At 42.2% G+C, this 25,798-nt stretch carries 17 protein-coding genes and 1 pseudogene; 16 read left to right on the top strand and 2 right to left on the bottom strand.

Annotated features, from left to right (window positions below):
* Positions 1-440 precede the first annotated feature (440 nt).
* From TOL9009_RS0113175 to TOL9009_RS0113155, 6 genes are all read left to right on the top strand, one after another.
* A complete protein-coding gene (locus TOL9009_RS0113175) occupies positions 441-761 on the top strand; it encodes an STAS domain-containing protein (RefSeq protein WP_029633223.1) in 321 nt (106 codons plus the stop codon).
* A gap of 284 nt (positions 762-1,045) precedes the next feature.
* On the top strand, positions 1,046-3,766 hold the full coding sequence (locus TOL9009_RS0113170; protein WP_029633222.1) for a TIGR03960 family B12-binding radical SAM protein: 2,721 nt from the start codon (positions 1,046-1,048) through the stop codon (positions 3,764-3,766).
* An 84-nt stretch (positions 3,767-3,850) separates the two neighbouring features.
* Positions 3,851-3,976: a hypothetical protein gene (locus tag TOL9009_RS49305; RefSeq protein WP_260675889.1), complete on the top strand. Its 126-nt coding sequence runs from the start codon at positions 3,851-3,853 to the stop codon at positions 3,974-3,976.
* A gap of 174 nt (positions 3,977-4,150) precedes the next feature.
* On the top strand, positions 4,151-4,345 hold the full coding sequence (locus TOL9009_RS45575; RefSeq protein WP_144238221.1) for a hypothetical protein: 195 nt from the start codon (positions 4,151-4,153) through the stop codon (positions 4,343-4,345).
* Entirely contained in the window at positions 4,327-6,465 is a 2,139-nt protein-coding gene (locus TOL9009_RS0113160) for an Rne/Rng family ribonuclease (protein WP_029633221.1), read from the top strand. Before TOL9009_RS45575 ends, TOL9009_RS0113160 begins: the two co-directional genes overlap by 19 nt.
* 15 nt (positions 6,466-6,480) lie before the next feature.
* Positions 6,481-7,134: a ribonuclease HII gene (locus TOL9009_RS0113155; protein WP_029633220.1), complete on the top strand. Its 654-nt coding sequence runs from the start codon at positions 6,481-6,483 to the stop codon at positions 7,132-7,134.
* A gap of 277 nt (positions 7,135-7,411) precedes the next feature.
* Here the strand turns inward: TOL9009_RS0113155 and TOL9009_RS0113150 are convergent, their stop codons facing one another.
* Entirely contained in the window at positions 7,412-7,999 is a 588-nt protein-coding gene (locus TOL9009_RS0113150; protein ID WP_029633219.1) for a DUF1997 domain-containing protein, read from the bottom strand.
* A gap of 338 nt (positions 8,000-8,337) precedes the next feature.
* Between TOL9009_RS0113150 and pheA the strand changes: the two genes are divergently transcribed.
* Entirely contained in the window at positions 8,338-9,216 is an 879-nt protein-coding gene (gene pheA, locus TOL9009_RS0113145; RefSeq protein WP_029633218.1) for a prephenate dehydratase, read from the top strand.
* Positions 9,217-9,350: 134 nt separating this feature from the next.
* Here pheA and TOL9009_RS0113140 read toward each other — a convergent pair whose 3' ends face one another.
* A complete protein-coding gene (locus TOL9009_RS0113140; protein WP_029633217.1) occupies positions 9,351-10,694 on the bottom strand; it encodes a hypothetical protein in 1,344 nt (447 codons plus the stop codon).
* 449 nt (positions 10,695-11,143) lie between these two features.
* Between TOL9009_RS0113140 and TOL9009_RS39025 the strand changes: the two genes are divergently transcribed.
* The 9 genes and pseudogenes from TOL9009_RS39025 to TOL9009_RS39010 all read left to right on the top strand — a co-directional run bounded on the left by TOL9009_RS39025 (position 11,144) and on the right by TOL9009_RS39010 (position 25,754).
* Positions 11,144-12,082, top strand: a complete 939-nt coding sequence (locus TOL9009_RS39025; RefSeq protein WP_051502883.1) for a Fic family protein — start codon at positions 11,144-11,146, stop codon at positions 12,080-12,082.
* Positions 12,083-12,159: 77 nt separating this feature from the next.
* Positions 12,160-12,411, top strand: a pseudogene (locus tag TOL9009_RS39020) (Uma2 family endonuclease); the annotation flags it as partial.
* 850 nt (positions 12,412-13,261) lie between these two features.
* Positions 13,262-16,711 carry a GAF domain-containing protein gene (locus TOL9009_RS0113125; RefSeq protein ID WP_051502882.1) on the top strand — a complete coding sequence of 1,150 codons (3,450 nt, stop codon included), beginning with the start codon at positions 13,262-13,264 and terminating at the stop codon, positions 16,709-16,711.
* Positions 16,712-16,794: 83 nt separating this feature from the next.
* On the top strand, positions 16,795-17,007 hold the full coding sequence (gene ndhL / locus TOL9009_RS0113120) for an NAD(P)H-quinone oxidoreductase subunit L (protein WP_029633214.1): 213 nt from the start codon (positions 16,795-16,797) through the stop codon (positions 17,005-17,007).
* Between the two features lie 90 nt (positions 17,008-17,097).
* Complete coding sequence (locus tag TOL9009_RS0113115) at positions 17,098-17,397, top strand: DUF3007 family protein (RefSeq protein ID WP_029633213.1); 300 nt, start codon at positions 17,098-17,100, stop codon at positions 17,395-17,397.
* Between the two features lie 93 nt (positions 17,398-17,490).
* Complete coding sequence (locus TOL9009_RS47245; protein ID WP_186227548.1) at positions 17,491-17,628, top strand: hypothetical protein; 138 nt, start codon at positions 17,491-17,493, stop codon at positions 17,626-17,628.
* 521 nt (positions 17,629-18,149) lie between these two features.
* Entirely contained in the window at positions 18,150-18,800 is a 651-nt protein-coding gene (locus TOL9009_RS0113110; protein ID WP_029633212.1) for a hypothetical protein, read from the top strand.
* A gap of 2,011 nt (positions 18,801-20,811) precedes the next feature.
* Positions 20,812-21,732, top strand: coding sequence for a DUF11 domain-containing protein (locus TOL9009_RS0113105; RefSeq protein WP_029633211.1), 921 nt, complete (start codon positions 20,812-20,814; stop codon positions 21,730-21,732).
* Positions 21,729-25,754 (top strand): hypothetical protein, encoded by a 4,026-nt coding sequence (locus tag TOL9009_RS39010; RefSeq protein ID WP_260675888.1) that lies wholly within the window; start codon positions 21,729-21,731, stop codon positions 25,752-25,754. Before TOL9009_RS0113105 ends, TOL9009_RS39010 begins: the two co-directional genes overlap by 4 nt.
* Positions 25,755-25,798: the final 44 nt, after the last annotated feature.

The raw sequence follows: 25,798 nt of genomic DNA, 5'->3' as shown, positions 1-25,798 counted from the left end.
CAATTGTTACCAATTATCCAAGGTATTGTCTAGTATCAAAAGTGAGCCAAATCACCGTATACTTGTGATCTAAATCACAAGAGCATCGGGTAGATGGTTTGCCATTCAATCAGGCATCTGCCAATGGGAAAACAGACATACACAGATAATTGAATCTTGCTTCAATCAGTTTGACTCATTGGTTGACAAAGGTATATAGACATAACGACAGATGAGTCATCTACCCTAAGACTGTCTATGTTGATTGTTTTTTAAGTAGGGTAAAAAATTTGTATATTTAAATACTGTTTTTGAGACAGTTATGACAATCTTTAAAGATATAGGCTCTGGAAATAAAGATTCAGCAAAGAGAAGTAATACGAATGGTCGATGTCAGACAAAAAAGATTATGGTCAAATACATCTATCTTCACAGTTGAATAATTTTAATAGGATCTAACAATGCAAGCTGTACTTGAAGAATCTCCAAAAATTGCTATTATTCGTCCCCAAAGCTGCTTAAATGCCGCAAACGCCTTAGAATTTGAGCGAGACTTGACGGCAGCTTTGAGGCAAAATGATATTTCTATCTTGGTTGTAGATTTTGCAGCAGTAGAATCTTTAGACAGCGCCGGTTTGATGGCTTTAGTTTCGGCGTTGAAGCTAGCTCAAAGTTTAGGACGGCGTTTTAGCCTTTGCGATGTATCACCGGCAATAAAAATTATATTTGAATTAACGCAACTTGATGAAGTTTTTGAAATAATTGAAGGTATGACACAGTAGCCAGCAGTCTGACTTAAATCAAAACGGAGAATGCTGAAGCTGAAGGTAGACAACATAATGTGTGTGGCAAAAAATCCCACTTCACATCTACCCCGACGTGAAAATGAATGTAGAGACGTTACATGTAACGTCTGTAGGGGTTTCAGGTAACGGATCATTAAATTCGTCGGTGGATGTCTATTTAAGTAAAACAGTTTTAATTTTAAACAAGCGATGTTGAGAAACCTAATCAATGCTAAGGTTGGATGTGAGCATAAGAATTCAAGTAGCTAGAAGATAGCACAGTGGCTGTTCCAGTTGAAAAATTAATTACATCGGATATTTTAAAGCCAGCTCGTTATCTCGGTAACGAACTGGGTGCAGTACATAAGCCTTGGGATACGGCGACAACACGTTGGGTATTAACTTATCCAGAAGTGTATGAAGTCGGCGCATCCAATTTAGGACATATCATCCTCTATAACATTTTGAATGCCCAGCCGCGCTCGTTATGCGATCGCGCTTACCTCCCAGCACCAGACCTGGCAGTCAAACTACGAGCAACGCATACACCGCTGTTTGCAGTAGAATCAAAGCGATCGCTAACTGATTTCGACATTCTCGGTTTTAGCCTCAGTTATGAACTGGGTGCAACCAATATCCTAGAAATGTTGGATTTGGCAGGGATTCCCCTTACATGGCTTGAAAGGTTAGAGGGAAATTATCCTTTAATTTTCGCAGGGGGACAAACGGCAACATCGAATCCGGAACCTTACGCCGATTTCTTCGATTTTATTGCTTTGGGCGATGGCGAAGAACTATTACCAGAAATTAACTTGGTGTTGGCAGAAGGTAAAGCATCTAGCTTAAGCCGAGAAGAGTTATTGCTAGACTTGGCACAGATACCAGGTGTATACGTTCCCCAATTTTACTACATGGCAGAAGATGGCTCAGTTCATCCTTTGCGCCCAGATGTGCCAAAACGAATTTTGCGACGCGTAGCGACTCCCATACCCGCATATTCTACCGGGCTGGTTCCTTATATGGAAACGGTACACGATCGCCTGACAATTGAAATTCGACGCGGCTGTACTCGCGGTTGTCGCTTTTGTCAACCAGGAATGCTTACCCGACCGGCGCGGGATGTAGAACCAGACAAAGTGGTAGAAGCAATAACCAAAGGAATGCGGGAAACTGGTTATAATGAGTTTTCTCTTTTATCCTTGAGTTGTTCCGATTATTTGTCCCTGCCAGCAGTGGGGATGGAAATCAAAAATCGCTTAAAAGATGAGAATATTTCTTTGACTCTACCCAGCCAACGGGTAGACAGATTTGATGAAAATATCGCCAATATCCTCGGCGGTACGCGTAAAGGTGGTCTAACCTTCGCCCCAGAAGCGGGAACCCAGCGAATGCGGGACATTGTAAATAAAGGTTTGACTAACGAAGAATTGCTGCGCGGTGTGAAAACAGCGAGTGAGCAAGGTTGGAATAAAATCAAGCTATACTTTATGATTGGCTTACCGGGTGAAACCGATGCCGATGTTATAGGCATAGCCGAAACAGTCAGCTGGCTAAAGCGAGAATGTTGGGCAAAGGGGAGAAAAACTTTAAATTTTAACTTGACAATTTCTAACTTTACCCCTAAGCCGCATACGCCGTTTCAATGGCATTCAGTTTCTACCGCCGAATTTAAGCGCAAGCAAAATTTATTACGGCAAGAATTTCGCCGAATCAAAGCCGTAAAGGTGAACTTCACCGATGTGCGAATTTCGGCAATGGAGGACTTTATTGGACGAGGCGATCGCACTTTATCTAAAGTAGTCCGTCGCGCTTGGGAATTGGGTGCAGGAATGGATTCCTGGTATGACAATGTAGAGCAAGCTTTTCAAGCTTGGGAAGTTGCGATCGCCCAAGCTGGTAAGATGTGGAAATACCGCCAAATTGAAAACGGCGAATGGAATTTGTTTGAGGACTCCTTGGAGGACTCCTTGGAGACAAGGAGACAAGGAGACAAGGAGACAGGGAGACACATAGAACATGGGAAACATCTTTCCCCCCCTCCCCCACTCCCCCACTCCCCCCATCTCCCCATCTCCCCCACTCCCCCCCTCCCCCACTCCCTCGACATGCCCCTCCCTTGGGACCACATCGACACGGGAATTGACAAAAAGTGGCTGAAGGAAGATTTGCAACGCGCAATAGATGCTGCAATTGTTCCTGATTGTTCTTTTGATGGTTGTTCCCATTGTGGTGTTTGCGGCACCGATTTCGGACATAATATAGTAATACCCCCAGCAGCAATCCCGAAATTTGCTGGCGAGTTTGTTCCCAACACCACTAGGGCACAACGGCTGCGCGTTCGGTTTGGCAAGCAGGGTGATATGGCTTTAGTAAGTCACTTGGATTTACTTCGTTTGTTTGATAGAGCCTTGCGACGTGCAGGATTGCCAATTTCTTTTACTGGTGGTTTTCATCCGATGCCACGCATTTCTTTAGCAAATGCCTTGGCATTGGGAGCTAGCAGCAGTGGTGAAATTGTCGATTTTGAGTTAAATCAAGTAGTTGAAGCAGAAGCTTTCCGCCAACAGTTAGCTGATGCTTTACCCACAGACATACCTGTATATAATGTGGAAGAACTGGATTTAAAAGCTAGTGCCGCTACCCAACTTTTGGAGGCTGCGGAGTATTTGATTACCGTGGCTGTATTTGAAGAGATGCCATCGGCAAAATGGCAAGAGTTAATTGATACAATCAAAACAACAAATGAGATTTGGTACGAGCACAAAACTAAGTCAGGCAAGACTAATGTGATAAATCTGCGCGATCGCCTATTCGATATAGAATTATTAGAAACTAAAACGCAACTCCTAGAATCTACTGCTATCCTGCGCTATGTGGGTAGCTGTCGTAATGATGGTACGCTATTGCGTCCTGAACAAATCCTGTTTATGCTAGAACAAATAGCAAGTGTAGAATTTCAATTGCTGCACATCCACCGAAATCAACTAATTTTGGGAGTATAATCCCTATGGGGGCAACTTGCTAGTAGTTGCCCTCAGAGAGTAGATTGTGGGAATTGATTTTTAGCAAGGTTGCGTTAGAATTAGATGAAGAGAATTTCTGGCGCTGCATTGAGCGATTTGGTTCACCACCCTGATAATCCGGGGGCGAAAGCAAAGATAAAAGAAGTGCAACTTCTAGGATTTTATCCCAGACTTGCTGAGGCAGATTAAAGAAGACACTCTTTTATAGCTATTCGCGCTTGAATCAGCAATTCCCTAACAGCCTTTGTCAGTAACTCTGACTCTATGGTTTTTCAAACAATTGCTGAATGCCTAAACCCCAGGTGGTAATGGCGATGCATCAAAAATCAATCACGGACGGTTGATTTAATTGCTTACAACAATATGCTGCCGTTCTGGAATAATCAGGCTATTAAACGCAACTCCCTAGTCAATCGCTCTTTTACTTTGAGCCGAAATTCGCAATATTTATTATCAGCAGCGCATTTTTGGGCTGGCAGAGGACAGAGGTATAACCCGACTCCAGAACTATTTGTGCTGCCAATATTCGAGGAAATTGAATGCCAAAACAAATTATAATCGCGGAACAGCATCAGATTGCTGCGGTATTTTCCGAAGATCAAATACAAGAACTCGTAGTTGCCACCGGTCATCACCAAATAGGTGATATTTATTTAGGTGTGGTAGAAAATGTATTACCTGGGATAGATGCGGCTTTTGTCAATATAGGAGACCCGGAGCGTAACGGCTTTATTCATGTAACTGATTTGGGACCCTTAAAGCTGAAGCGTACCGCAGCTGCAATTACAGAACTACTGACACCACAGCAAAAAGTGTTGGTGCAAGTAATGAAAGAGCCAACAGGGACTAAAGGACCAAGGCTCACAGGTAATATCACCTTGCCGGGACGGTATGTAGTGTTGATGCCTTATGGACGAGGCGTAAATTTATCGCGTCGGATTAAGAGTGAAAGCGAGCGCAATCGCTTGCGAGCGTTAGCGATTTTAATTAAACCCGCAGGAATGGGTTTGTTAGTTCGCACCGAAGCCGAAGGCAAGCCAGAAGAAGCGGTTATCGAAGATTTAGAAGTGCTGCAAAAGCAATGGGAAGCAATCCAACATGAAGCTCAATCTACCCGCGCTCCAGCACTGTTAAATCGAGACGATGATTTTATTCAGCGCGTGCTGCGAGATATGTATGGTGCGGATGTAAATCGAATTGTGGTAGATTCGAGTACTGGTTTGAAGCGAGTAAAGCAGTATTTGCAAAACTGGAGTGGTGGGCAGACACCACAAGGATTGTTGATTGACCATCATCGCGATCGCTCTGGAATATTAGAATACTTCCGGATTAATGCCGCCATTCGCGAAGCTCTCAAACCAAGAGTAGACCTGCCTTCTGGAGGTTACATCATCATCGAGCCAACAGAAGCATTAACGGTGATAGATGTCAACTCAGGTTCATTTACGCGATCGGCAACAGCCAGAGAAACCGTTTTGTGGACGAACTGCGAAGCCGCAACCGAAATTGCCCGCCAACTACGTCTGCGGAATGTTGCTGGGGTGATAGTCGTCGATTTTATTGATATGGAATCGCGGCGCGATCAATTGCAAGTCCTAGAACATTTTAACAAATCTCTCAAAGCAGACAAAGCTCGTCCGCAAATTGCTCAACTAACCGAACTAGGCTTAGTAGAACTTACCCGCAAACGTCAAGGACAAAACATCTACGAATTGTTTGGTCAAACTTGTCCTACCTGTGGCGGTTTAGGGCATATAGTACATCTGCCGGGAGAAACTGAAAACAGATTGCCAACACCAGCAGAATTACCAGACCGTTTTGTATCTGTGCCCCATAGAGAACCGCGTTTAGCAACAACCAACATCACAGAACGACGGGAAAACTACGACGGATTTAATGAAGGGTTAGATGCTGACCCGGAATTGAATTCGATGAATCTAAATCATCCCAGTTATCAAGAAATAGGAGATAACAAGCGTGGTGGTGGTGTTCGCAGGCGTCGTCGAATTAGTATAAATGGAGGAAACGGCAAAGAAGAGCCACGGGTTATTGGCAATCCCCTGTCTTTTGTCAACGATTCCGAGTTAGAAATTGATGACGAACCGGAAGCACCAGTAACTCCAGAAATATCTTTACCCAGCATTAGCAAAGCTCCTTGGACTGATAGAACAGAGCGGATAAAAATCACTAAAGGTGAACCAGTCAAACCAGTGGTAGAACCACCGGAGATTGTTTCTGTAGAAATGTCATCTCAGGAACAGGATGTTTTTGCTTTGATGGGAATTTCTCCTTTGGTGCGCTTGAATCGGGAAGTCAAAAATCCCAAGTCTGTGATTATTAACGTCACTCCACCAGGACAAACTCCGGCTACACCGACCGAATTCACCTCAGAAGTAAGCACTCCGGAAAGAGTAAATATTTCCGAATCCACTGCTCCGGAAAGAGTAAATATTCCCGAAAGAGTAAATCTTGGAGTAACTCCAATTAAGAAGGTTGAGCCAAAAGTAGAACCAGAACCAGAACCACAACCACAACTGGAATTGTTTACTGAGAATGTAACTGAGCCATCGGGTTTTGCCGCGAATGCCGATGAAACTGAAGTTAACAGCGCTCCTGTTGACAAACGTCGTCGTCGTCGTCGGGGTTCTATGGATCTCGATGCGTCTAACGATGGGTAAAAGTTAAGTTTTGTAATGGTACAGAAAAAGCAAGCTGTCGCTTCTCTAGAAGAATCGATTTGGCTGGAATTGTCTGGCTATTGGGACATTCAACAAGGGTTGATTGCAGGTGTAGATGAAGTGGGACGGGGTGCGCTATTTGGTCCTGTAGTTGCGGCAGCAGTTATCCTACCAGAAAGCGCAATGCCCGTTCTGATGGCGGCTAAAATTAAAGATAGTAAAAAGCTGTCTAGTTCTCGGAGAATTCAGTTAGCGCAGCAAATTTGTGCATTAGCGATAGACTGGAAAATCGGTTTTGCAACAATAGCCGAAATTGACTCTATAAACATTCTGCACGCAACACTTTTAGCGATGAAGCGGGCAGTGTTGAAGTTGAAAGTACAGCCTGCACTTTGCTTAATTGATGGCAATCAGTTGGTGAAAGGCTTGTTAATGCCGCAACAAACAATAGTCAAAGGTGACGAGCGATCGCTTACCATAGCAAGTGCTAGCATTGTTGCGAAAGTGTGGCGTGACGACTTGGTGGTGCGTCTGGCATCAAAATATCCTATGTATGACTTAGAGCGGAATAAGGGTTATGGTAGCCAGCGACATCTAACAGCGCTGCAACACTATGGTGCTTCTGCCTTGCATCGTCGCTCATTTCGTCCTTGCCAAATTCAGCTTTAATAGGACTTACGGATGGACTAGGTATTTCCGTCATTGCGACGCAAGGAAGCAATCTCAAAGTCTTGTTTTCTCGTGACTGAGTGCGTAAGTCCTATTTAAGTTAAGAGTTACAGCAGATTTCGCTCTAATCGAATACACCTAGAGACGTAGCAATGCTACGTCTCTACAAAGTTTTGGGTTTTATATAGGACTCATAATTTTTATTTATTTCTTCCTACGTGAATTTTGAATTCAAAAAGGGTCAACTAGCAACAAGTTCTGTAAAAAAAGTATAAAATTACTCCATACCGAGGATAGGTAATTCAGTAGTATTATCACGAAGTTCTATTTCCTTAGTTTGTGATATTACCCAACCACGATAATCCACCAATAATTGATGTAACAATCTTTGCTTAATTGTCATCAAAACACTTTTTAGTAGACCATTGCCAGTAGCCTCTAAAATTGATGTCGGCATAAAAGAAAATGGCGGTGGTAACTCAACCTGCACCTCTAAATCAGCTTTTCCTTTTAAGAAAGTGTCACCTGATCGCTCGTAGGGAAACAAATGCCCTTTTAAATTTAGATCAAAACGTTGGTTAATATATTCCACACCAAGAATTTCACAACCCACCGATCGCAAACAAATAATTCCATTTGATTGTGCCCAAACTCTCATGTCTACAGTCGGCTGAATACTGAGTGTCATAAAAGTCAGCGGACGCATTTTCAAGCGAAATACTTCTTCCGAAAGTTGCTGAATGCGAGTGGGGTCAATTAAAGCATTAACTAGGCGTTGGGGTTGACGCAAATAGTGCTGAATGGGGATGGGCTGCTTTGGAACAGCGATTTCAACCGATAAGGAGGCAGTAAATCTAGTAGCCATGAGCAAACAAAACTGCGTATAGTAGAATGATTTTAAATTCTTTTCCGAATAAATAACTAATTACAAAGCTGCTTCATGAATTTTTTACAAGTAATACTTACAGCTTTATCTGGGTAGATGCCTCCCCCAGAAGTGTTGCCATTCGACTAGCGCCCTCTCGTAGATATCCCTGTTTTTCTACGAAATATAAATAAATATATCGTTTAACGTTGTCTTTCAACATCTAACCGTAGTTATAGTTATTGATTTGTTTAGCTCTAGTGCGATCGCCCTTGTTATCTGTTATTTCGCCCTTGTTATCTGTTATTAATATAAACGGCAACTAAAGACTAAAGGCGATGAATCAATCGATTGCACATTTAGGACCTCCTGGCACTTACGCAGAACAAGCGGCTCTTTTTTATCTCAACTGGCTTAAGAAAAACAAGGGAATTGAAGCTAGTTTGTGTCCGTATCCCAGTATTGCCCAGTCACTCCAAGCCGTAGTTCAAGGTAATGCACAATTAGCTGTTGTGCCTGTAGAAAATTCTATTGAAGGAAGCGTGACAATGACGCTGGATTCGCTGTGGCAGCTGGAAACTTTGCGAATTCAAATGGCGTTGGTAATGCCCATTGCTCATGCTTTAATTTCTGGGGCTAGTAGCTTAGATAACATTAAAACAGTTTTTTCTCATCCACAAGCTTTAGCGCAATGTCAGGGATGGTTGGAAAAATTTCTGCCCAATGTGCAGTTGATTCCCACTAATTCTACAACCGAGCCGCTACAAAAGTTAGAACACAACAAAACAGCAGCAGTAATTTCCTCTACTAGAGCGGCGCAATTGTACAACTTGCCGATAATAGCTAGGGGAATTAATGACTACCCAGAAAACTGTACTCGCTTTTTAGTGGTAAGTCAAACTGAAGTAGACACGGCTTACCGAATAACTTCAGCAAGTTCTAGTTATACGTCTTTGGCTTTCAGTATACCTGCCAATACACCAGGTTCTCTGGTCAAACCTTTACAAATATTTGCTGAACTTAACATTAATCTTAGCAGAATTCAGTCTCGCCCTACGAAGCGATCGCTCGGAGAATACTTGTTTTTTATTGATTTAGAAGCAGATTCCACTGAACCAAAAATGCAATCTGCTTTAGCTAAATTGAGCACTCACACAGAAGTATTAAAAATTTTTGGTAGTTACAATGTTCTAAGTAGCTATAGCAATCTGGAATGATTCATCAGAAAATACAGCAGATTTCACTCCTTAGGAAGTACATATATAAAATCCCTCTCCTTGTAGAGACGTAGCAGTGCTACGTCTCTACGTATATTCGATTAGATCGATATGCTGCTGTACTACCTGTCCCCCTATGAAGAAAGTTCTCTGTGAAGTGCATCTACTTTTAACTGAGAAAACACACGATAAGCATCTAAATTCACCTTTGGCTGAGAGGTTTGCTCATCTTGTTTCATCTGAATCAAGTTATATTCAATGTTTTCTGCATAAATTGCAAAAGTGATATTAAAAATTTCTATAAAATTAATAACCCATTGGCATTCCTCTTCTGGATATTTGTCGTAATAAGCAATCAAATCAGCCATCCTGATTTCTAAATGACTGCGCGCGTTTTTACAAATCAAAATTACTTTTAGCAGTACAACCACCAATGTTAAAGGATGACCCTGAGAAAGTAATAAAACGAATAATTGTGAAGGTTCTCGTCCCTTTTCTGTTGTTAAACAATCAATCACTCGGTTACAGGTTCTCAATAACAATTCTTTGCTGATAGTTTGTTCATTATATTCTTTCTTCCAAGGTGATAATTTATCTGACAACTGCTGTTTCAACGTTTCTACAAAATCTTGACGTTCTACAGAAAAAATCAAATATTTTTGTAAGCTGTCTTTAAAGTCTTTAAAAGTTTGATTTTCAATCTGTTTGAGAAATATATTCGCAACATTTTCGTGACTGAATGCACCTTTTTTTAAAACAATCGTTTTGATTAAATGTAAAACATTATCTCCCAAAATAGTGGGATTTCTGTAGCGTGTTTCGCTTGATTTAGCAGACTGAGAACGAGCAATATACATTGCTAGTTCAAACTTAAATTTGTCTTTCATCTGCTTGGACAGCTTTAAAGCCGATTCTTGTTGCTCTTTTGGGTTGTTTTTATCAAAAGATTGAGCAACTAATGAATATGTTGTGTAGCGATTAGTCCAATGAGTTTTGTTTTGTTCTTTATGTCTAAGAGCAAATAATTTTAGTTCTTCATAGTCGTTACTATTAACAAAATTTATTAACCATGTTTGGAAAATATTTATTTTGTTTGAACAAGATTCAGTAGTCCATATCTTGATTTTGTAATTAACAAATAATTCCACTAATTCTTTGATTTCTTTGTGTTTTCTTTGAGAATCCCAGTTATTAACTATAATGTAGCAACATCGCTTAAGTGTATGACGAAATTCTTGTTCCTGATTCTCAGAAAACATTGCATATATAGTTGGTGCAGAATTTAAATCAACTGAATCAAGGCAGTCTATAAATAAAAACTTAAATTCTTTTAAAACCTCTTCTGGCGAAGATTTTTGCACAATTTCCCCTAAAAACTTATAAGTTTTCTCTTGTGCAGTTTGCAGAGTTATCTGTGTAGAGTTATACTTAAAAAAAGGCTTATTTACCTGAGTTTTATGTAATCTATTTGCGGTCATTGCAGTTCTCAAGACCAAAAAGTTTGCCGATATTATTATCAGCTTAACCTTAGAGAACAAGAGGATCAATCTATTTTTCAAAGATTAAGTAATCTTTTTATATAAATTTGATAAACACGATATAAAATTAGTTGATTTCTTCTGTATTTATATACTTGCGTATGTATTTATACTGATTTTCTACTTACGTAAGAATTTCTTTTCCCAAATTTTCTCAGGTGTGGGCAAAGCCTACCAGCTATATTTATAGGACTTACGCACTCAGTAGTGAGAAAACAAGACTTAGATCGGTGTGTGACTTTACCCATATTTGATTTGGAGAATCACTCGTAGAGGTAAGGGACTCTTTACTGGGGACTGGGAAGGAGGAATAAAAGTGTACTGAGTTTTGTTCAAAAATCAAATATGAGTCCTATAGAATAAAAGTATTACCCATTACCCATTACCCCATGCTACTGTCTTATTCTCAACTCTACGAGCAGTTTATTGAACAGGTAATTGGTTTAAGTCAAGAACAAGAATTTTCATTGACTGCTGTAATAAGTAACTATCTAAGCATGAATTATCAGCTTAAATTAGAGCAAATAGACAAGTTAAAAGCTTGGTTAGATGGCTTTAGACCTTTTAATAAAACAATTATAGCGGAACTCAAAAAGCTGTATAGTGTCCGCTTTACTTATAACTCTAATGCCATCGAAGGGAACACTTTAACTCAAAGTGAAACTGAGTTAGTGTTAACTAAAGGGATTACAATTGGCGGAAAAACTCTCGATGAACATTTAGAGGTGATTGGACATAAGGAAGCGATTGACTATATTGAGAGTTTAGCCCAAAAAGATACAGCAATTAATGAATGGGAAATTAAACAAATTCACAATCTGATGCTGAGAAAAATTAACCCTGATGAAGCGGGTTGTTATCGGACGCTGGATGTAATGGCAGCAGGAACAAATTATCTTTATCCTCCCCATTATTTCCTGTGTCAATTAATGGCAGATTTTGTAACCTGGCTCAATTCAGACGCTGCTTTAACACTCCATCCAGTAGAATATGCAACAATGGCTCATTATCGTTTTGTCTCGATCCATCCTTTTCGGGATGGAAATGGGAGAACGGCTAGATTATTAATGAATTTATTGTTAATTCGTGCAGGATATCCCATTGTGGTGATTAATAATCAAATTCGCAATGATTATATTAATGCTTTGGCTTATGGACAACAAAATCAAGATGATTTAAGTCAGCTTTTTGATTTGGTTTGTGATGCTGCTATAAGTTCATTGGTGGAAACTTTAAGATTATTAGTAACTGCAAGTAGCAGTAGGGAAAAAGGGCAGCTTTTTTATCAGGAAATTACTGATTTTATTGATAATTATTTGAGGAAATAGGAAATATAAATTGATCGGAAAATCGAAGCCCTCTCCCGCCAAATCAACCAAACCGAAAAATTCAAAAAAGGCTTAGTGCAAAAACTACCGAAGCCTACGATCGCGGTGGCAAATTCAGAATGTATCAAAATAACCCCGTCTTCAAAGATTACTTATTGGTTAGTTCCACTGCGATCGAAATGGATTTGTATCACAAAAATGATGCGGGACAATGGATGATTATTAACTATGGAGAAGGCGACACAATCGAACTAAAAAGCATCAATCTCAGCTTCCCTATTGAACAAGTCTATCGCAGTTTAACCCTTGAACCAGGGAATGGGGAATAGAATAAAAGCATTACCCCTTTATTGGAAGCATAAGCTTACCGTTGCGGCAAAGTTATGGGTAAAGTCACAAAAAAAGTCACTCTAGAGTGACTTTTTTTTAAGTGGGGGTGGAGGGACTTGAACCCACACGACCTTTTACGGTCAACGGATTTTCATTTTCCCGCAGCTTTCGCTGCTGCCTAATCGGTTTTACTTTAGGCTTTGAAAATTGGACTCTCCCTTTACCCTCGACTTGACGTTAGGGTAGCTCCCGTCGGGTCTCTGCACCTTCCGAAGAGTTAAGATAATGAAGTATGAGTTAAGAGTTAAAAGTTAACTCATGACTCAGCATTCAGCACTCTTATCGGCTTGGCTCAGGATTGCCATGTCTGTTGCCAGATTTAGGTTTCCCTGAGTTTGAGAGCGGTCACTTGAGGGATTTCTCCTTCAAGGCTCAGTTATCTAAGTCCGTAGCGTCTACCATTCCGCCACACCCCCATCAGCTATTTGGGATTTGCTGATTTTCTTGAGGCAGCAAAAACCTCTTTATCTATTCCACCATCAATTGCGTCTTTTGTCCAACTGAATTTAAAATTTTTTTTTCTGGCTTGCCGTCAGAGTGGTCAATGAGATTTTTCGCTTTCAATGTAGCAAATTATCAAACTTATATAGGACATAGCTTTCAGGCTTATAGGTAGATTCTACGGCGATCGCGATTTTATGCCAAAGCTACGCAATTGAAATTAAACTATGGCTAATTTCAACTTTTATCTATACGTGTTTTTACGAGTGTTGAATATAACGATTTATAACGAAAATAGTAAAATATCCAAACCAAAAAATATTTAGATATTCAATAAAAGTAAAATATATGGGAGATCCCCTGACTAAGGATGTAGGTCTTACTCAAGAGATTTTGTTACACCGCATTGCAAATCGCATTCGGCAATCTTTAGAACTTCAAGAAATTTTATCGGCGACGGTTGCCGAAGTACGTTCGTTTCTCGACACCGATCGCGTAAAAATTTACCAGTTTCAACCTGACACTCATGGATTAGTAATTGCCGAATCAATTCAGGAAGGACGTTTACCTCCTTTGCTAGGGCTGAATTTTCCCGCAGATGACATTCCCCCCTACGCGCGTGAATTGTATGTTCGGGCACGGCAGCGAACCATCGTCAATTTGGCAACACAACAAATCGGCATCAGTCCTCTTATTTGTCCAGAAACAGGCAAACTGTTAGACCAGCAAGATATTCGCTATCGTCCGGTCGATCCTTGCCATGTAGAATATTTAACAGCAATGGGGGTAATGTCTTCGGTTGTGGTGCCTATCGTTCTAGAAAGCAAGGAAACAGGCAAAGGTTCTTTACCTTCTTTACAGCAATCATCTCAATTGTGGGGACTGTTGGTGTCTCACCATTCAGAACCACGGGTAGTAACAGAGAAGGAATTATTATTTATTCAGTCTGTAGTCGATCAAGTGGCGATCGCCATTTCTCAGTCCATCTTGCTCAATCAAGTGCAACAGCAAGCCCGCCAAGAAGCCATTATTAACCAAGTTACCCAGCAATTGTATAGTACCTCCATTGTCCAGCTTGAAGCTGCCCTAGAAGCGACTGTGGCTGCCTTTGCAGGCTCTGGAGGACGGCTCTACTTATTACCAGATAAGGAGCAAAGCGCAGAAATCTACACATCTGGCGTGCAGCCCACCCAACTTGATGGCGGACAAGGTAGAAATATTGAGGAGCATCGACTGTGGCAAAAATATCTTTATTCTGCCTCTATGTTGCCCGTCGGCGATCCAGAACAGCCCAGTGTTAAATCATGGTCGATAAACTGGATGAGAGCCGTTTATGCTTTGAGTCCTCTACCCAACGAACTAACTTCAGACTCAAATTTGTGGGCGATCGGCGACATTTATAAAGAACCATTATTTCGCTCGCTCACTCCATGTTTCCAAGCAACCCAAATTCGCGGCTTGTTAATTGTACCGCTTCAGCATGGTTCCACTGTCGTTGGCTGCTTAAGTATTTTCCGAGATGAAGTAGATATTGAAACGATTTGGGCTGGCTGTTTTTCTACTGATTCTCGCCAAATGATGGCGCGTCAGTCGTTTGAAGCATGGCGCCAACTGAAAACCCAGCAAGCACAACAGTGGGCAGAATCAGAAGTCAAGCTAGCGCAAGAGCTAGGTGAGCGCTTTTCCACTGCTGTGAGGCAATACCAACTTTACCAACAGATACAAACTCTCAATACAAATTTAGAGCAACAAGTACGCGATCGCACGGCACAACTGCAACAAACTAACAGCGACTTGCAACGCTCAACTATTGAGCTACAGCGATCGGTTGAACGGCAGCAAGCTTTGGCGCGGATCATCGCCAACATCCGCCAATCGCTGGATGTGGAAAAGATTTTTTATACCGCGAGTGAGGAAGTTTGTGAATTACTCAAAATCGATCGCGTTGCAGTTTATCGCTTTAATGCCGATTGGGGAGGTGAATTTATCAGCGATTATGAATCTGCAAATCCCCAATGGCACAGAAGAGTCAAATTGGGAGTAGGCATGGTATGGGACGACACCCACTTACAAGAAACCCAAGGGGGACGCTATCGCCATAATCAACCCTTTGTGGTCGATGATGTCTACAGTATGCAATTTAGCCAATGTCACATTGATTTACTCGAACAATTTCATGTGCAAGCGTTTATGGTTGCGCCAATTTTTATCGGGCAAGAGTTATGGGGTTTATTGGGTGCTTATCAACACTCAAGCAGTCGGCATTGGGAAGCTTTGGAAGTAGAGTTTTTCACGCAAATAGCAACTCAACTGGGAGTAGCATTGCAGCAAGCTGAATATGTAGAACAAGTGCGATCGCAATCGATAGAATTGGTTCGTGTGACAGAACAGCAGCAAACCCTAGCGAGTGTCATTACCAAAGTTCGGAAATCCCTCGACTTGAACGAGATTTTTGAAACCACCACCCAAGAACTCTGCCGAGTACTCAATGCCGACCGTGTTGTGGTCTTTCGCTTCTACTCCGACTCCGAATATGACGGTGGCGAAGTTATTGCAGAAGATGTTGCCTCTGGTTTGCCATCAACCTTAACCGCAAAAGTGTACGATCGCTGCATCGGTGAGAAGTATACCGAGAAATTCCGCCAAGGTCACATTCATGCAGTTAGTGATATTTATAACTCTGAGCTAGACGAGTGTTATATATCAATGCTCTCTCGCTTCCGAATCAGGGCAAACTTGGTAGTTCCCATAATTAAGCAAGATCGGCTATGGGGCTTATTGTGTATTAATCAATGTGAAAATTCCCGTGAGTGGCAAGAGTTAGAAATTGAATTTGTCAGCCAAATTGCCTCTCAATTAGGAGTTGCCCTCGAACATGCGGTACTGCTCAAACACACACAGCAGCAAGCTACACAACTTTCCCAAACACTCGACCATTTAAAGCAGACTCAAGCTCATTTAATTCAGAGTGAAAAAATGTCGAGTTTAGGACAATTAGTTGCTGGGGTAGCACATGAAATTAACAATCCTGTCAACTTTATCTACGGCAATATCGCTCATGTTCATGAGTATACGCAAAACCTAATTGAGATACTCAATCTCTATCAACATTACTATCCTGAACCCGACCCAGAAATTAAAAAACAAGCAAAAATCGCAGATTTAGAGTTCATCGCGGAAGATTTGCCTAAACTATTTTCTTCGCTGGAATTAGGCGCTGAACGCATTCGGGAGATTGTTCTTTCGTTAAGAAACTTCTCTCGTTTGGATGAAGCCGAGGTAAAATCCGTTGATATCCATGAGGGACTTGATAACACTTTGTTAATATTGCAGCATCGTCTTAAGCCTAATTCATTGCATTCAACCATTGAGTTGATCAAGCATTATGGTGAGTTACCGCTTGTAGAGTGTTTTGCCGGACAACTCAATCAAGTTTTTATGAATCTCCTCTGCAATGCAATTGACGCAGTAGAAGATTCCTGCCGTAAATCTCTTAAATCTGGAAAGGAGAGACATCATCCGCTCATCACAATCAAGACCCAGGTTTTAGAAAATGATTGGGTACAAATTTCCATCAAAGATAATGGAGTTGGCATAAATCATGAAGTACAGGCGAAGCTATTTGATCCCTTTTTCACCACAAAAGAGGTGGGTCAGGGTACAGGTTTAGGACTCTCAATTAGTTACCAAATTGTCGAAAAGCACCGAGGCAAATTAGAATGTGTGTCTCAACCAGAACAGGGGGCTGAGTTTTTGATCGACATCCCTCTAAAACAACCCAGAAAAAAAATTGCCTGATTTTCGTCCTCTCAAAAAAGTTAAACTAATCGGCGTTCAGCCTATGATGGAAAACAGATGCACCCCTATATAGAGAGACAATTATGGTTGTAGCCCTACTGTATCTGATTTTGGCTGGAGCTTATCTATTAGTCATACCAGCAGCAGCCTTGGTGTACCTCACACAACGGTGGTATGTGGCTAGCTCCTTTGAGCGCGGTTTTATGTACTTTCTCGTCTTCTTCTTCTTGCCCGGTTTGTTGCTTTTGTCACCTTTTGTAAATCTTCGACCCAGACGGCGACAAATTGAAGTTTAACCGAATACACGTAGAGACGTAGCACTGCTACGTCTTTACAACGAGAGGGGTTTTATAAAAAATGTACTTCATTTATAGTCATAACTAGAGATGCGACGGATTGACGCTGTTGGAATTGTCTTTGGGTTTTTTGTAGCTGGTGGCTTGGCGTATGTATTATTTCAGCTAGTAGGCTTAGATAGCCAGAAAGCCGGAATTTGGAGCCAAGCGTTGCTAGTGTGTGGGTTGATTGGCTGGGTAGCAACCTATCTTTTTCGTGCAGTTGGGCAAAAAATGACCTACCATCAGCAACGAGAAGAATACGAAAAAGCTTTTTTGCTTCATCGACTCGACGAACTCACCCCAGAACAACTCGCAAAACTTCAAGCTGACATAGAGACTGGGGATTAGGGACTGGGGACTGGGGACTGGGGAGCAGGGGGAGCAAGGGGACAAGGGGAGCAGGGGGAGCAGGGGGACATTTCTTTCTATTCCCAATGCCCAATGCCCAATGCCCAATGCCCAATGCCCAATGCCCAATGCCCAATGCCCAAATTGAAAGTTTTTTGCCCTGACTTAGTAGACAATTTAACCGATATGTTCTTGAATATTAAGAGCAGATATCAAGCTGTAAAAAAATAGCTGATACATCCGCTTATGGTTTGAGTATTATGTAAACTTGAATAGGTTATAAATAGTCAGGAACCCTAGCCGTCATGCATAGGGCTTGAATGAGAAATCATCAAGCCATTCTGACCCGACCACCTAGAAATAGGTAAACGTTATTTGAGTCATGACACCGAGGGCAATGCGAAGCTAGTCCCCCGCTCTGTCGCTTGTGATTAAACAAAACTAAGGTCACTGGTTTAGTGTTGCAAGCCCAACAAGCTCTTATAACAGGTCTAAGCTAACATCACCCCGAAAGGGAGGTTCTTCGGAACAAAACCGTTATGCGTACAGGGTTGTGAGATTTGAAATGGTAATTGTCCCATTGAAAGTGCAATACAACGGCACACCGAATTAAGCAACCCCTAGGCGGTAATGGAGCAAATATAAAGCCGTCAAGCGAAGGACGGGGTTTCAGACCCAAGGAGTTTCGATGAGTGTGAGAGTGAGTAAATCACAAATGGTTATAATTACGTCGCAGTTGAGGGGGAGAGGCGATGAGTGAAAGTATGGCATTTATCGGCGGAGTTGCTGTAGCTGGTCTAGCAGCGATCGTATTGCTCAAAGGGACAGGTACTCCAAATCTACAACCTAATATTGCTGTTGCCCCGCAAATCCCAGCTACTGTAGTCGCACCGCAAATGATGCAGCCAGGACAATATTCTGCTTACGGGCAACCATACCCCAATCCTGCGCCAATCAATCCCAGCGGAACCGAAGAGTTCAGAATGCAAATGGAACGGCAGAAAAGTCAGCTTGACGTGCTACAGCGAGAAAACGATCTGCTCAAACAGCAAATTCCCCAACTTCAATATCAAGTTGAAAATTATAAAAACCAAGCTCAATTAAGCGTCAATAACCAAGCAGCTCAACAAGCAGCATTGAAGCAGCAGACTGAAACTCCTTGGTCGTCTTCACCCATAGTTTGGGCAGTGGCAGGTATGACTCTAACGATTGGCGGTGGTGTTGTTGTCGCTGGTGTGTTGGCTTTGTTCTCGCCACGGCAGCGTTCTACCCGTACCGTACAAGTAATTCATCCTTATAATGGTCCGACACCGCCCCTGGCTCCTGTACGACGGGCTGAATTTCTCCCCCCTCGTGTAGAAACCCGACGAGTTGAAGCCACTGAATACGACGAAATGCATTGAAATTGAAGTAGTAACCACAAAGCAATACCCTATGGTCAGATCCCTTTCGGGCATCTAGGGTGAGAATTATTTTGGGTAAAACCAATAAATCTCGCCTATTTGTTTTATCTATAAATGAATACACTCGTCCGATGCAGCTAAACTGAACGGTATTGGTCTAGAAATTGGTTCTTTACCCCTAACTTTAATTAGATAAGATATTTATATGATAAAATGATTAACCATATAAACTTTGTATAGTTATTGAGTACTGGGCAAAGCGATTGTTGGAAAATATTAATAAGACAAGCGCATTTTACTAAGGAGGGGGTGCATCTTAGCATACTGCAATCAAAAGCAACGCATCTCCCCGAATCGAGAAGAAATAAATGCCCAGCATATCATTCAAGCGATCCTTAACACCCGTAAGGCTATTTATTTTTATGGATCACTCTTAAAGGGAAAACGGGAAAGGGGAAGAAGTAATTTGAAGTATTTTTATTAATTTCAAATAACTCCGTCCCTTTTGCCTTCTTCATGTATTGAAAAATTAGCGTCCGCAATTGAAAACCCTAAATTTATTTATAGGGTTTCCCTTTCCCCTCTTTTTCATCAGTTTCCTAGTTATGTCAATAAAATTACTTTAAATATTAAATTACTAGTAACAGAAATGCGTTATGTATCTAATCCTTGCAGTGTATGATTCATCATTGCAACCATACACTGCAAGACAAAAGTCGGATGATCTTTGACAATTGTCAGAGACTAACTGGTTAGTATCATCTTTTATCAGCTTTATTTATTATCTAGAAAATATGCTGATACGTAGAAAACTTGGAAAAAAAGTATAAGAAAACATACTGAATAAATTTTTCTATCACTGATGGCTTAAAGATGATTTCTGAGTATTATCACTCTCAGTGTTAGTTAAAAATACTAATTTTACAACTTCGGATATCGTCTACTGGATTATTCATCATTTGACAAGGCTTTGAGACGAAGTTGTCACCCCCTCAGGCTGTATTCAGGGCATCATACATGCGTTAAATAAATTAACTAGATTATCCAGTAATGTTAATTTATTGGCAGCAACCTGGTAGAATCTCAGAATCATCAGTTGTGTTCATCTATTGGCAGCAATTGCCAATACTTTTTATTCGGCGCATGAATTTGAAGTAGATATATTTATCTTGGCAGTTACTGTAAAAGTAACAAATTTTGTTTTTAAAATTGACACGGCTTTGATAACATGCTCTAATCACAAAAAAATAGAAATGTTTTTCTAGGAGTAGTTAGCAAGGCGTAATTGTATTAGGGTGCAGTAGATACAAGCAGTTAGTAAACGGCAAGCTTTTTGGGTGCTTAGTGTTGCAGTGAATTTGGGCAAAAAATATTTCATCTACCAGAAGGAGGACATTTTACATCATTTTGCTTCCTGAATATAAAATTTAATTCCACTCAATCGACATCATTCCCTTGCAAGACAAAGGGAAAAACAGTAAGCGGACTAAGGAAAGCTGTTTTTGCTTTCTTTATATTGCAATTACAGTTCTATACGGTATTTTTCATGGGTAACAGTGAAATTTTGGTAATACTTTTGTGACTTAAGTTTCACAACCAGTATTGCTAATAGCATGGCAGCAATAATCCCAGTGATTTAATCGTTATATCTGAAAATAGAAACAGCGATCGCATGTCAAATCAAAATTATGTGTTATTCAGATTGACACATGTTCTCGTTATGCTCTCCTTCCAAAAAAAGTTAATTAAAGATTGTGTAAAAGGAATTGTGAAAAAACTGCAATTGTATCAAAGTTAAAAGACCACTTATCAAAATTTACTGAGTCCACTCGGCAAGAACGGTTTCCGTTCCGTCTCGATTGGGGGAGACGCTACGCCAACCAAGTGGCTCTCCCGTTGGGTGATACGATGCTTGCGTCTAAAAAAAATGAATTCATCCCAGAAAAGAATTAGGTTTTTCCACAAAAACCTAACCCCATAACAATCCTCTGCTATTGCTTGATGCCTTCCAATGACCTCTATAAATTCATGGTTGAGGCATAAGAGCCTCTTTTTTCCGTTTTTCTCGCTCAGTATATTTATTTACGTAGGCGTACCTGTTTTTGCTCAAACAGGAGTAATCAGGAATACCGCAGGTGCTGGCGCAGACAATCTTCCACAAGTTCGCTCAAATGAGGTGACTTTAACTGCCGGACAAGCAGCTTTGGAGATTATCAAAACAGGTGACAGAGCAGCAGCCGAACCGGGCGAAACAGTAGTTTATCGCCTTGCCATCAGAAACGCTGGGAGGGCAGCAACAAGCCAGGTATCGATTACAGACAGACTGCCTCTAGGGGTGCGATTGATCAACAGATCGTTGAAAGGTTCTATCGGTGGTAGGGAAGTCCCTTTAACCACTGACCGGGGTTCAAATCGGACGGTGACAATTAATGCGAGTGTTGGACTGCAACCGAACGAAACCTTAGTTGTGGTATATGCCGCTGAAGTAACACCAGATGCAGTTCGAGGAGATGGCAGAAACTTAGCCCAAGCCAGAGCCGGAAGTTTGACAAGCAACCAAACCAGCTATCGGATACGCATTCGACCGGGTATTCTTTCCGATTGTGGTACCTTGATTGGTCGCGTGTTTGTCGATAAAAACTTTGATGGTGAACAGCAGCCGAACGAACCAGGAGTACCGAACGCCGTGATTTATATGGACGACGGCAATCGCATCGTTGCCGATGCGAAAGGATTATTTTCCTTGCCAGGTGTTATATCCGGTTATCGTTCAGCAACACTGGACTTGAGTAGCTTACCTGGTTACGCTTTAGCACCTAACAACTACTTTATCGAAAAAAATAGCCAGTCACGCATGGTGAAATTAGCACCAGGTAGTTTGGCACGAATCAATTTTGGAGTTACCCCTGCCTTTTCAGGAGGTAAGCGATGAAAACTAGAAAAACTTATGTAAATTTTGCCAAAAATTTGAGGATGAAGCGGAATATAGGACAACTGGGGACTAGGGACTGGTTACTGGGGACTGGGAAAGAGGTTCTTTTAAGGTTTAGTTGGGGTCTGAATCCTCATGTAAATCTTGCCTTACCCCAGTCCCTAATGTTGCCTGTATTTTTAGCGATCGCCACACCATTTTTTGATCGCAGTGTTTGTGCTAGCACCTTAGGCGATCGCCTGCGGGGAGCTGCCGAAACCTCGACCGCAATAGGACAAGGGGACTTGGAGACAAGGGGACAAGGGGACAAGGGAGACAAGGGAGATAAGGGAGATAAGGGAGATAAGGGAGATAAGGGAGATAAGGGAGATAAGGGAGATAAGGGAGATAAGGGAGATAAGGGAGATAAGGGAGATAAGGGAGATAAGGGAGAATTTACTTCCTCATCCCCCTCATCCCCCACTCCCCCCCTCCTCTCATCCCCCACTCCCCCACTCCTCCCCGGACTCATAACACAAATTTCCCAACTGAGCCAAGATTCAGGCGGATTTCCCCAAGATCCGGCAACTCAATTTCAACAAAATCCGGCTTCTCCGATTCAACAACCTGTTCCTCCACCGTCGCAACAAACACCGCTACAAGCACCACCGACGACTCAGGAAATCTTGCCCAGTAGTACACCGCAGATTATTGGAAAGGATCGCAAAGCACGAATTGAACTTACACCTGTAGGAGATCCGCGAGTTCAAGCTGATGGACGTTCTACCATCAAGCTTTCGGGGCAAATTACCGACGATAAAGGTCAACTCCTTACCAAAGATGTGATGGTGACATTGACCACCACCGCAGGGAAGTTTGTTGGGGCAGACCAAGAAAAAGACCAACCAGGGTTTCAAGTTAGGGCGATCGGTGGTGAATTTGTTGCCACTTTGCAATCAGATATCAAGCCTCAACAAGTCAGGATTCGGGCTGGGGTAGACAAAATTCAGACCCGAAATCGTTTTAGACAACTACCACCCGAAGCGATCGGGCAACCATCAATCCCGTATTACGGAGACAGCAATACAACTGGGGGAAGTCAACCATTTCCCCAACAAAACGATAGCTCTTTATTTGAACTAGTTGGCAGTCAGCCACTAGAAGCTTATACCCAAATTGAATTCACAACTTACCTGCGTCCATCCCTAGTGACAGGGGTAATCAATTTGCGAATTGGACAGCGGGGAACTGATTACTTCGGTAGTTATAGCGATTTTCTCGCACCTGGTCGCACTGGTGGCACTCAAGTTGACTTCTATAGTGCGGTGTTTGCGACAGGTAAGGTTGGAGATTGGTTATTTACCGGCGCATATAACAGCCAACGTCCCCTCAATCAAGATTGCGAAGGCAGAAATCGCCTCTTTGGGGGAATTCAATTTTGCGAACAACAATATCCCGTCTATGGTGACAGTTCTACTTTCACTTCAACTGCCCCCTCGATAGATAGCTTCTACGCCCGCTTTGAGCGCAGTTCTTCGGTGCCTGGGGCAGAGCCAGATTACTTTATGTGGGGGGACTACAACACCCAGGAATTCAACCGTTCCTCGCAGTTGTATACGGCAACCTCGCGTCAATTACACGGGTTTAAGGGTAACTACAATTTTGGCAACTTGCAGGTAACTGGTTTGTATGCCAATAATATTGAGGGTTTCCAGCGCGATACCTTTGTGCCGAATGGAACTAGCGGAAATTATTTCCTCTCCAAGCGGTTGATTGTTCCGGGAAGTGAAATTGTTTATGTAGAAGCAGAGGAAATTCAGCGTCCAGGTACAGTGGTTCAGCGCGAACAGTTGTATCGTGGACAAGATTATGAAATAGAGTACGATCGCGGGACACTTTTGTTTCGCCGTCCAATTCTATCAACAGATTTGAACCCTTTTGGCACAACTTTGGTGAGACGAGTTGTGGTTACTTACCAAAATGATGGTGGTGAAGATTCCAAACTTTACGGCGGACGACTGCAATATAATCTTTCCAACGAGCTGGAAAGTAAAACTTACATCGCCGGTTCTTATTTAAGAGAAGACCAAGGCGATCAAGATTTTCAATTGTATGGAGCAGATTTCTTAGTTTCCTTGGGGAATTCAGGTCGGATTGTTGGGGAATTTGCCCGTTCTAACAGCGATTTGCTGACTGGACGAGAGGTGACGGGTAATGCTTATCGGTTAGAAGCATTTGGTAATATTGCTGAGAGAATCAGCGCTAGTGCTTATTATCGAGGAGTTGACCCAAATTTCGCCAACAACGCCACTTTTAGTTTTTCACCGGGGCAAACACGGTATGGTGGATCATTGTTGGCAAGGGTGACAGACACCACCAGCTTTACTGTTGGTTACGACTTTGAAGAAAACTACGGTCGCTCTACGGGGAATATTGTAGACTTTTTTGACTTATTCAATCCGCAGCCTCAAACGCGAGTTGGGGACAGGGTTAGTAATGAGTTAAAAACCTTCCGCGTCGGCATTTTGCAAAGAATCGGAAATGCAGACGCGAGTGTGGAGTATGTGAATCGATCGCGTGAAGATCGGGTGAGCGATCGCTTTAATGGTAATGCGAATCAGTTGGTATCTCGGCTAAAATTGCCTCTAACTCAATCATTGACCTTTCAGGCGCAAAATGAATTAAATATAAATGGTTCTGACCCACTTTATCCTAACCGCAGTACTTTCGGCTTGGATTGGAAGGCTATGGAAGGGGTGACGGTGCGACTCGCTCACCAATTCTATGATGATAGTGAGTTACTGCGCGGCAATTCTTTCACTACTTTGGATACGATTTTCGATCGCAAGTTAGCAGAAAATACGGCGATTACTGGTCGCTATTCGGTATTAAGTGGTTTCAATGGGTTTCAAGGTCAAGGAGCCGTAGGATTAGATCAGGGCTTTCGGGTTGCCCCAGGTTTAAAGGTAAATGTTGGATACCAGTACATCTTTAGAAATATCTTTAACGCCACCGCTGCCGGTTCCCGCAATGAACAGTATTACGCTGTTGGTCAAACGGCTTCTTCACTGGGACTTTTTGCTGGTTCGGTGTATAGTTTAGGGTTTGAATATACTGATAATCCTGATTTCAAGGCAAGCACAAGATTTGAATATCGTGATGGCGATGAAGGCAACAATCTAGTTATTTCCGCCGCTGCTTCTGGTAAAATTACTCCGGCTTTAACGGCATTGGTTCGCTTTCAACAAGCAGGTGAGGCAAATGTATTTCTACCAACTTCTGCCGGTATTGTCAGCGATGGAGTCAGATTTCAAGAACTCGGCGACACGGCAAATTTGAGATTTGGGATAGCTTACCGCGACCCCAGCAATGATAAGTTTAACGCTTTGTTGAAATATGAGTGGCGGCAAAATTTTGACTCAATTCCCGAAGCGCAATTGACTGGCAGCACTGCTACAGGGCATGTATTTTCTGCGGAGGCTATTTATGCCCCAAATTGGCGTTGGGAATTTTATGGGAAATTCGCTCTGCGTAATGGTGTCACCTATTTAAATGGCGATCGCTACGACGGGACGGTGAATTTGGCGCAGATGCGGGCAAGTTACAGACTTGGTTATCGTACTGATTTGGCGGTGGAAGGGCGCTGGATTGGGCAAAACTCGAATAGTGGGACTGATTATGATGAGTTTGGCGTCGCTGTGGAAACCGGGTATTATTTAACACCTGATTTGCGCGTGGGGCTGGGCTACAGCTTTGGTAGCATCGATGATCGGGACTTCACTGGCTATCGGTCTCAGGGCGGTATTTATGTGAATATCAGCTTGAAGTTGAATGAACTTTTGGGTGGATTTGGATTGCAAAAACCTGTACCGAAACAGCAACAGGAATCGGAAGTCGGACCAGTGGTTAGCAGGGATGGTAATTCTCAAAGCAAGTTGATTAACCGTCTGCGGCTTGCGATGGGGCAAAATTCACCCCAGAAGTTGATCAGTCGTCTCAAAGAACTAGGGACTGGGGATAAGGGACTAGGGACTAGGGATTAAAAATGAGGAATAAAGAATATCTTCCCCAATCCCCAATCCCCAGT

It is taken from the genome of [Scytonema hofmanni] UTEX 2349, from assembly GCF_000582685.1.
Lineage (GTDB): Bacteria > Cyanobacteriota > Cyanobacteriia > Cyanobacteriales > Nostocaceae > Hassallia > Hassallia hofmanni.
The sequence above is the reverse complement of the archived record's forward strand: the minus strand, read 5'-3'. Positions and strand labels throughout refer to the sequence as shown.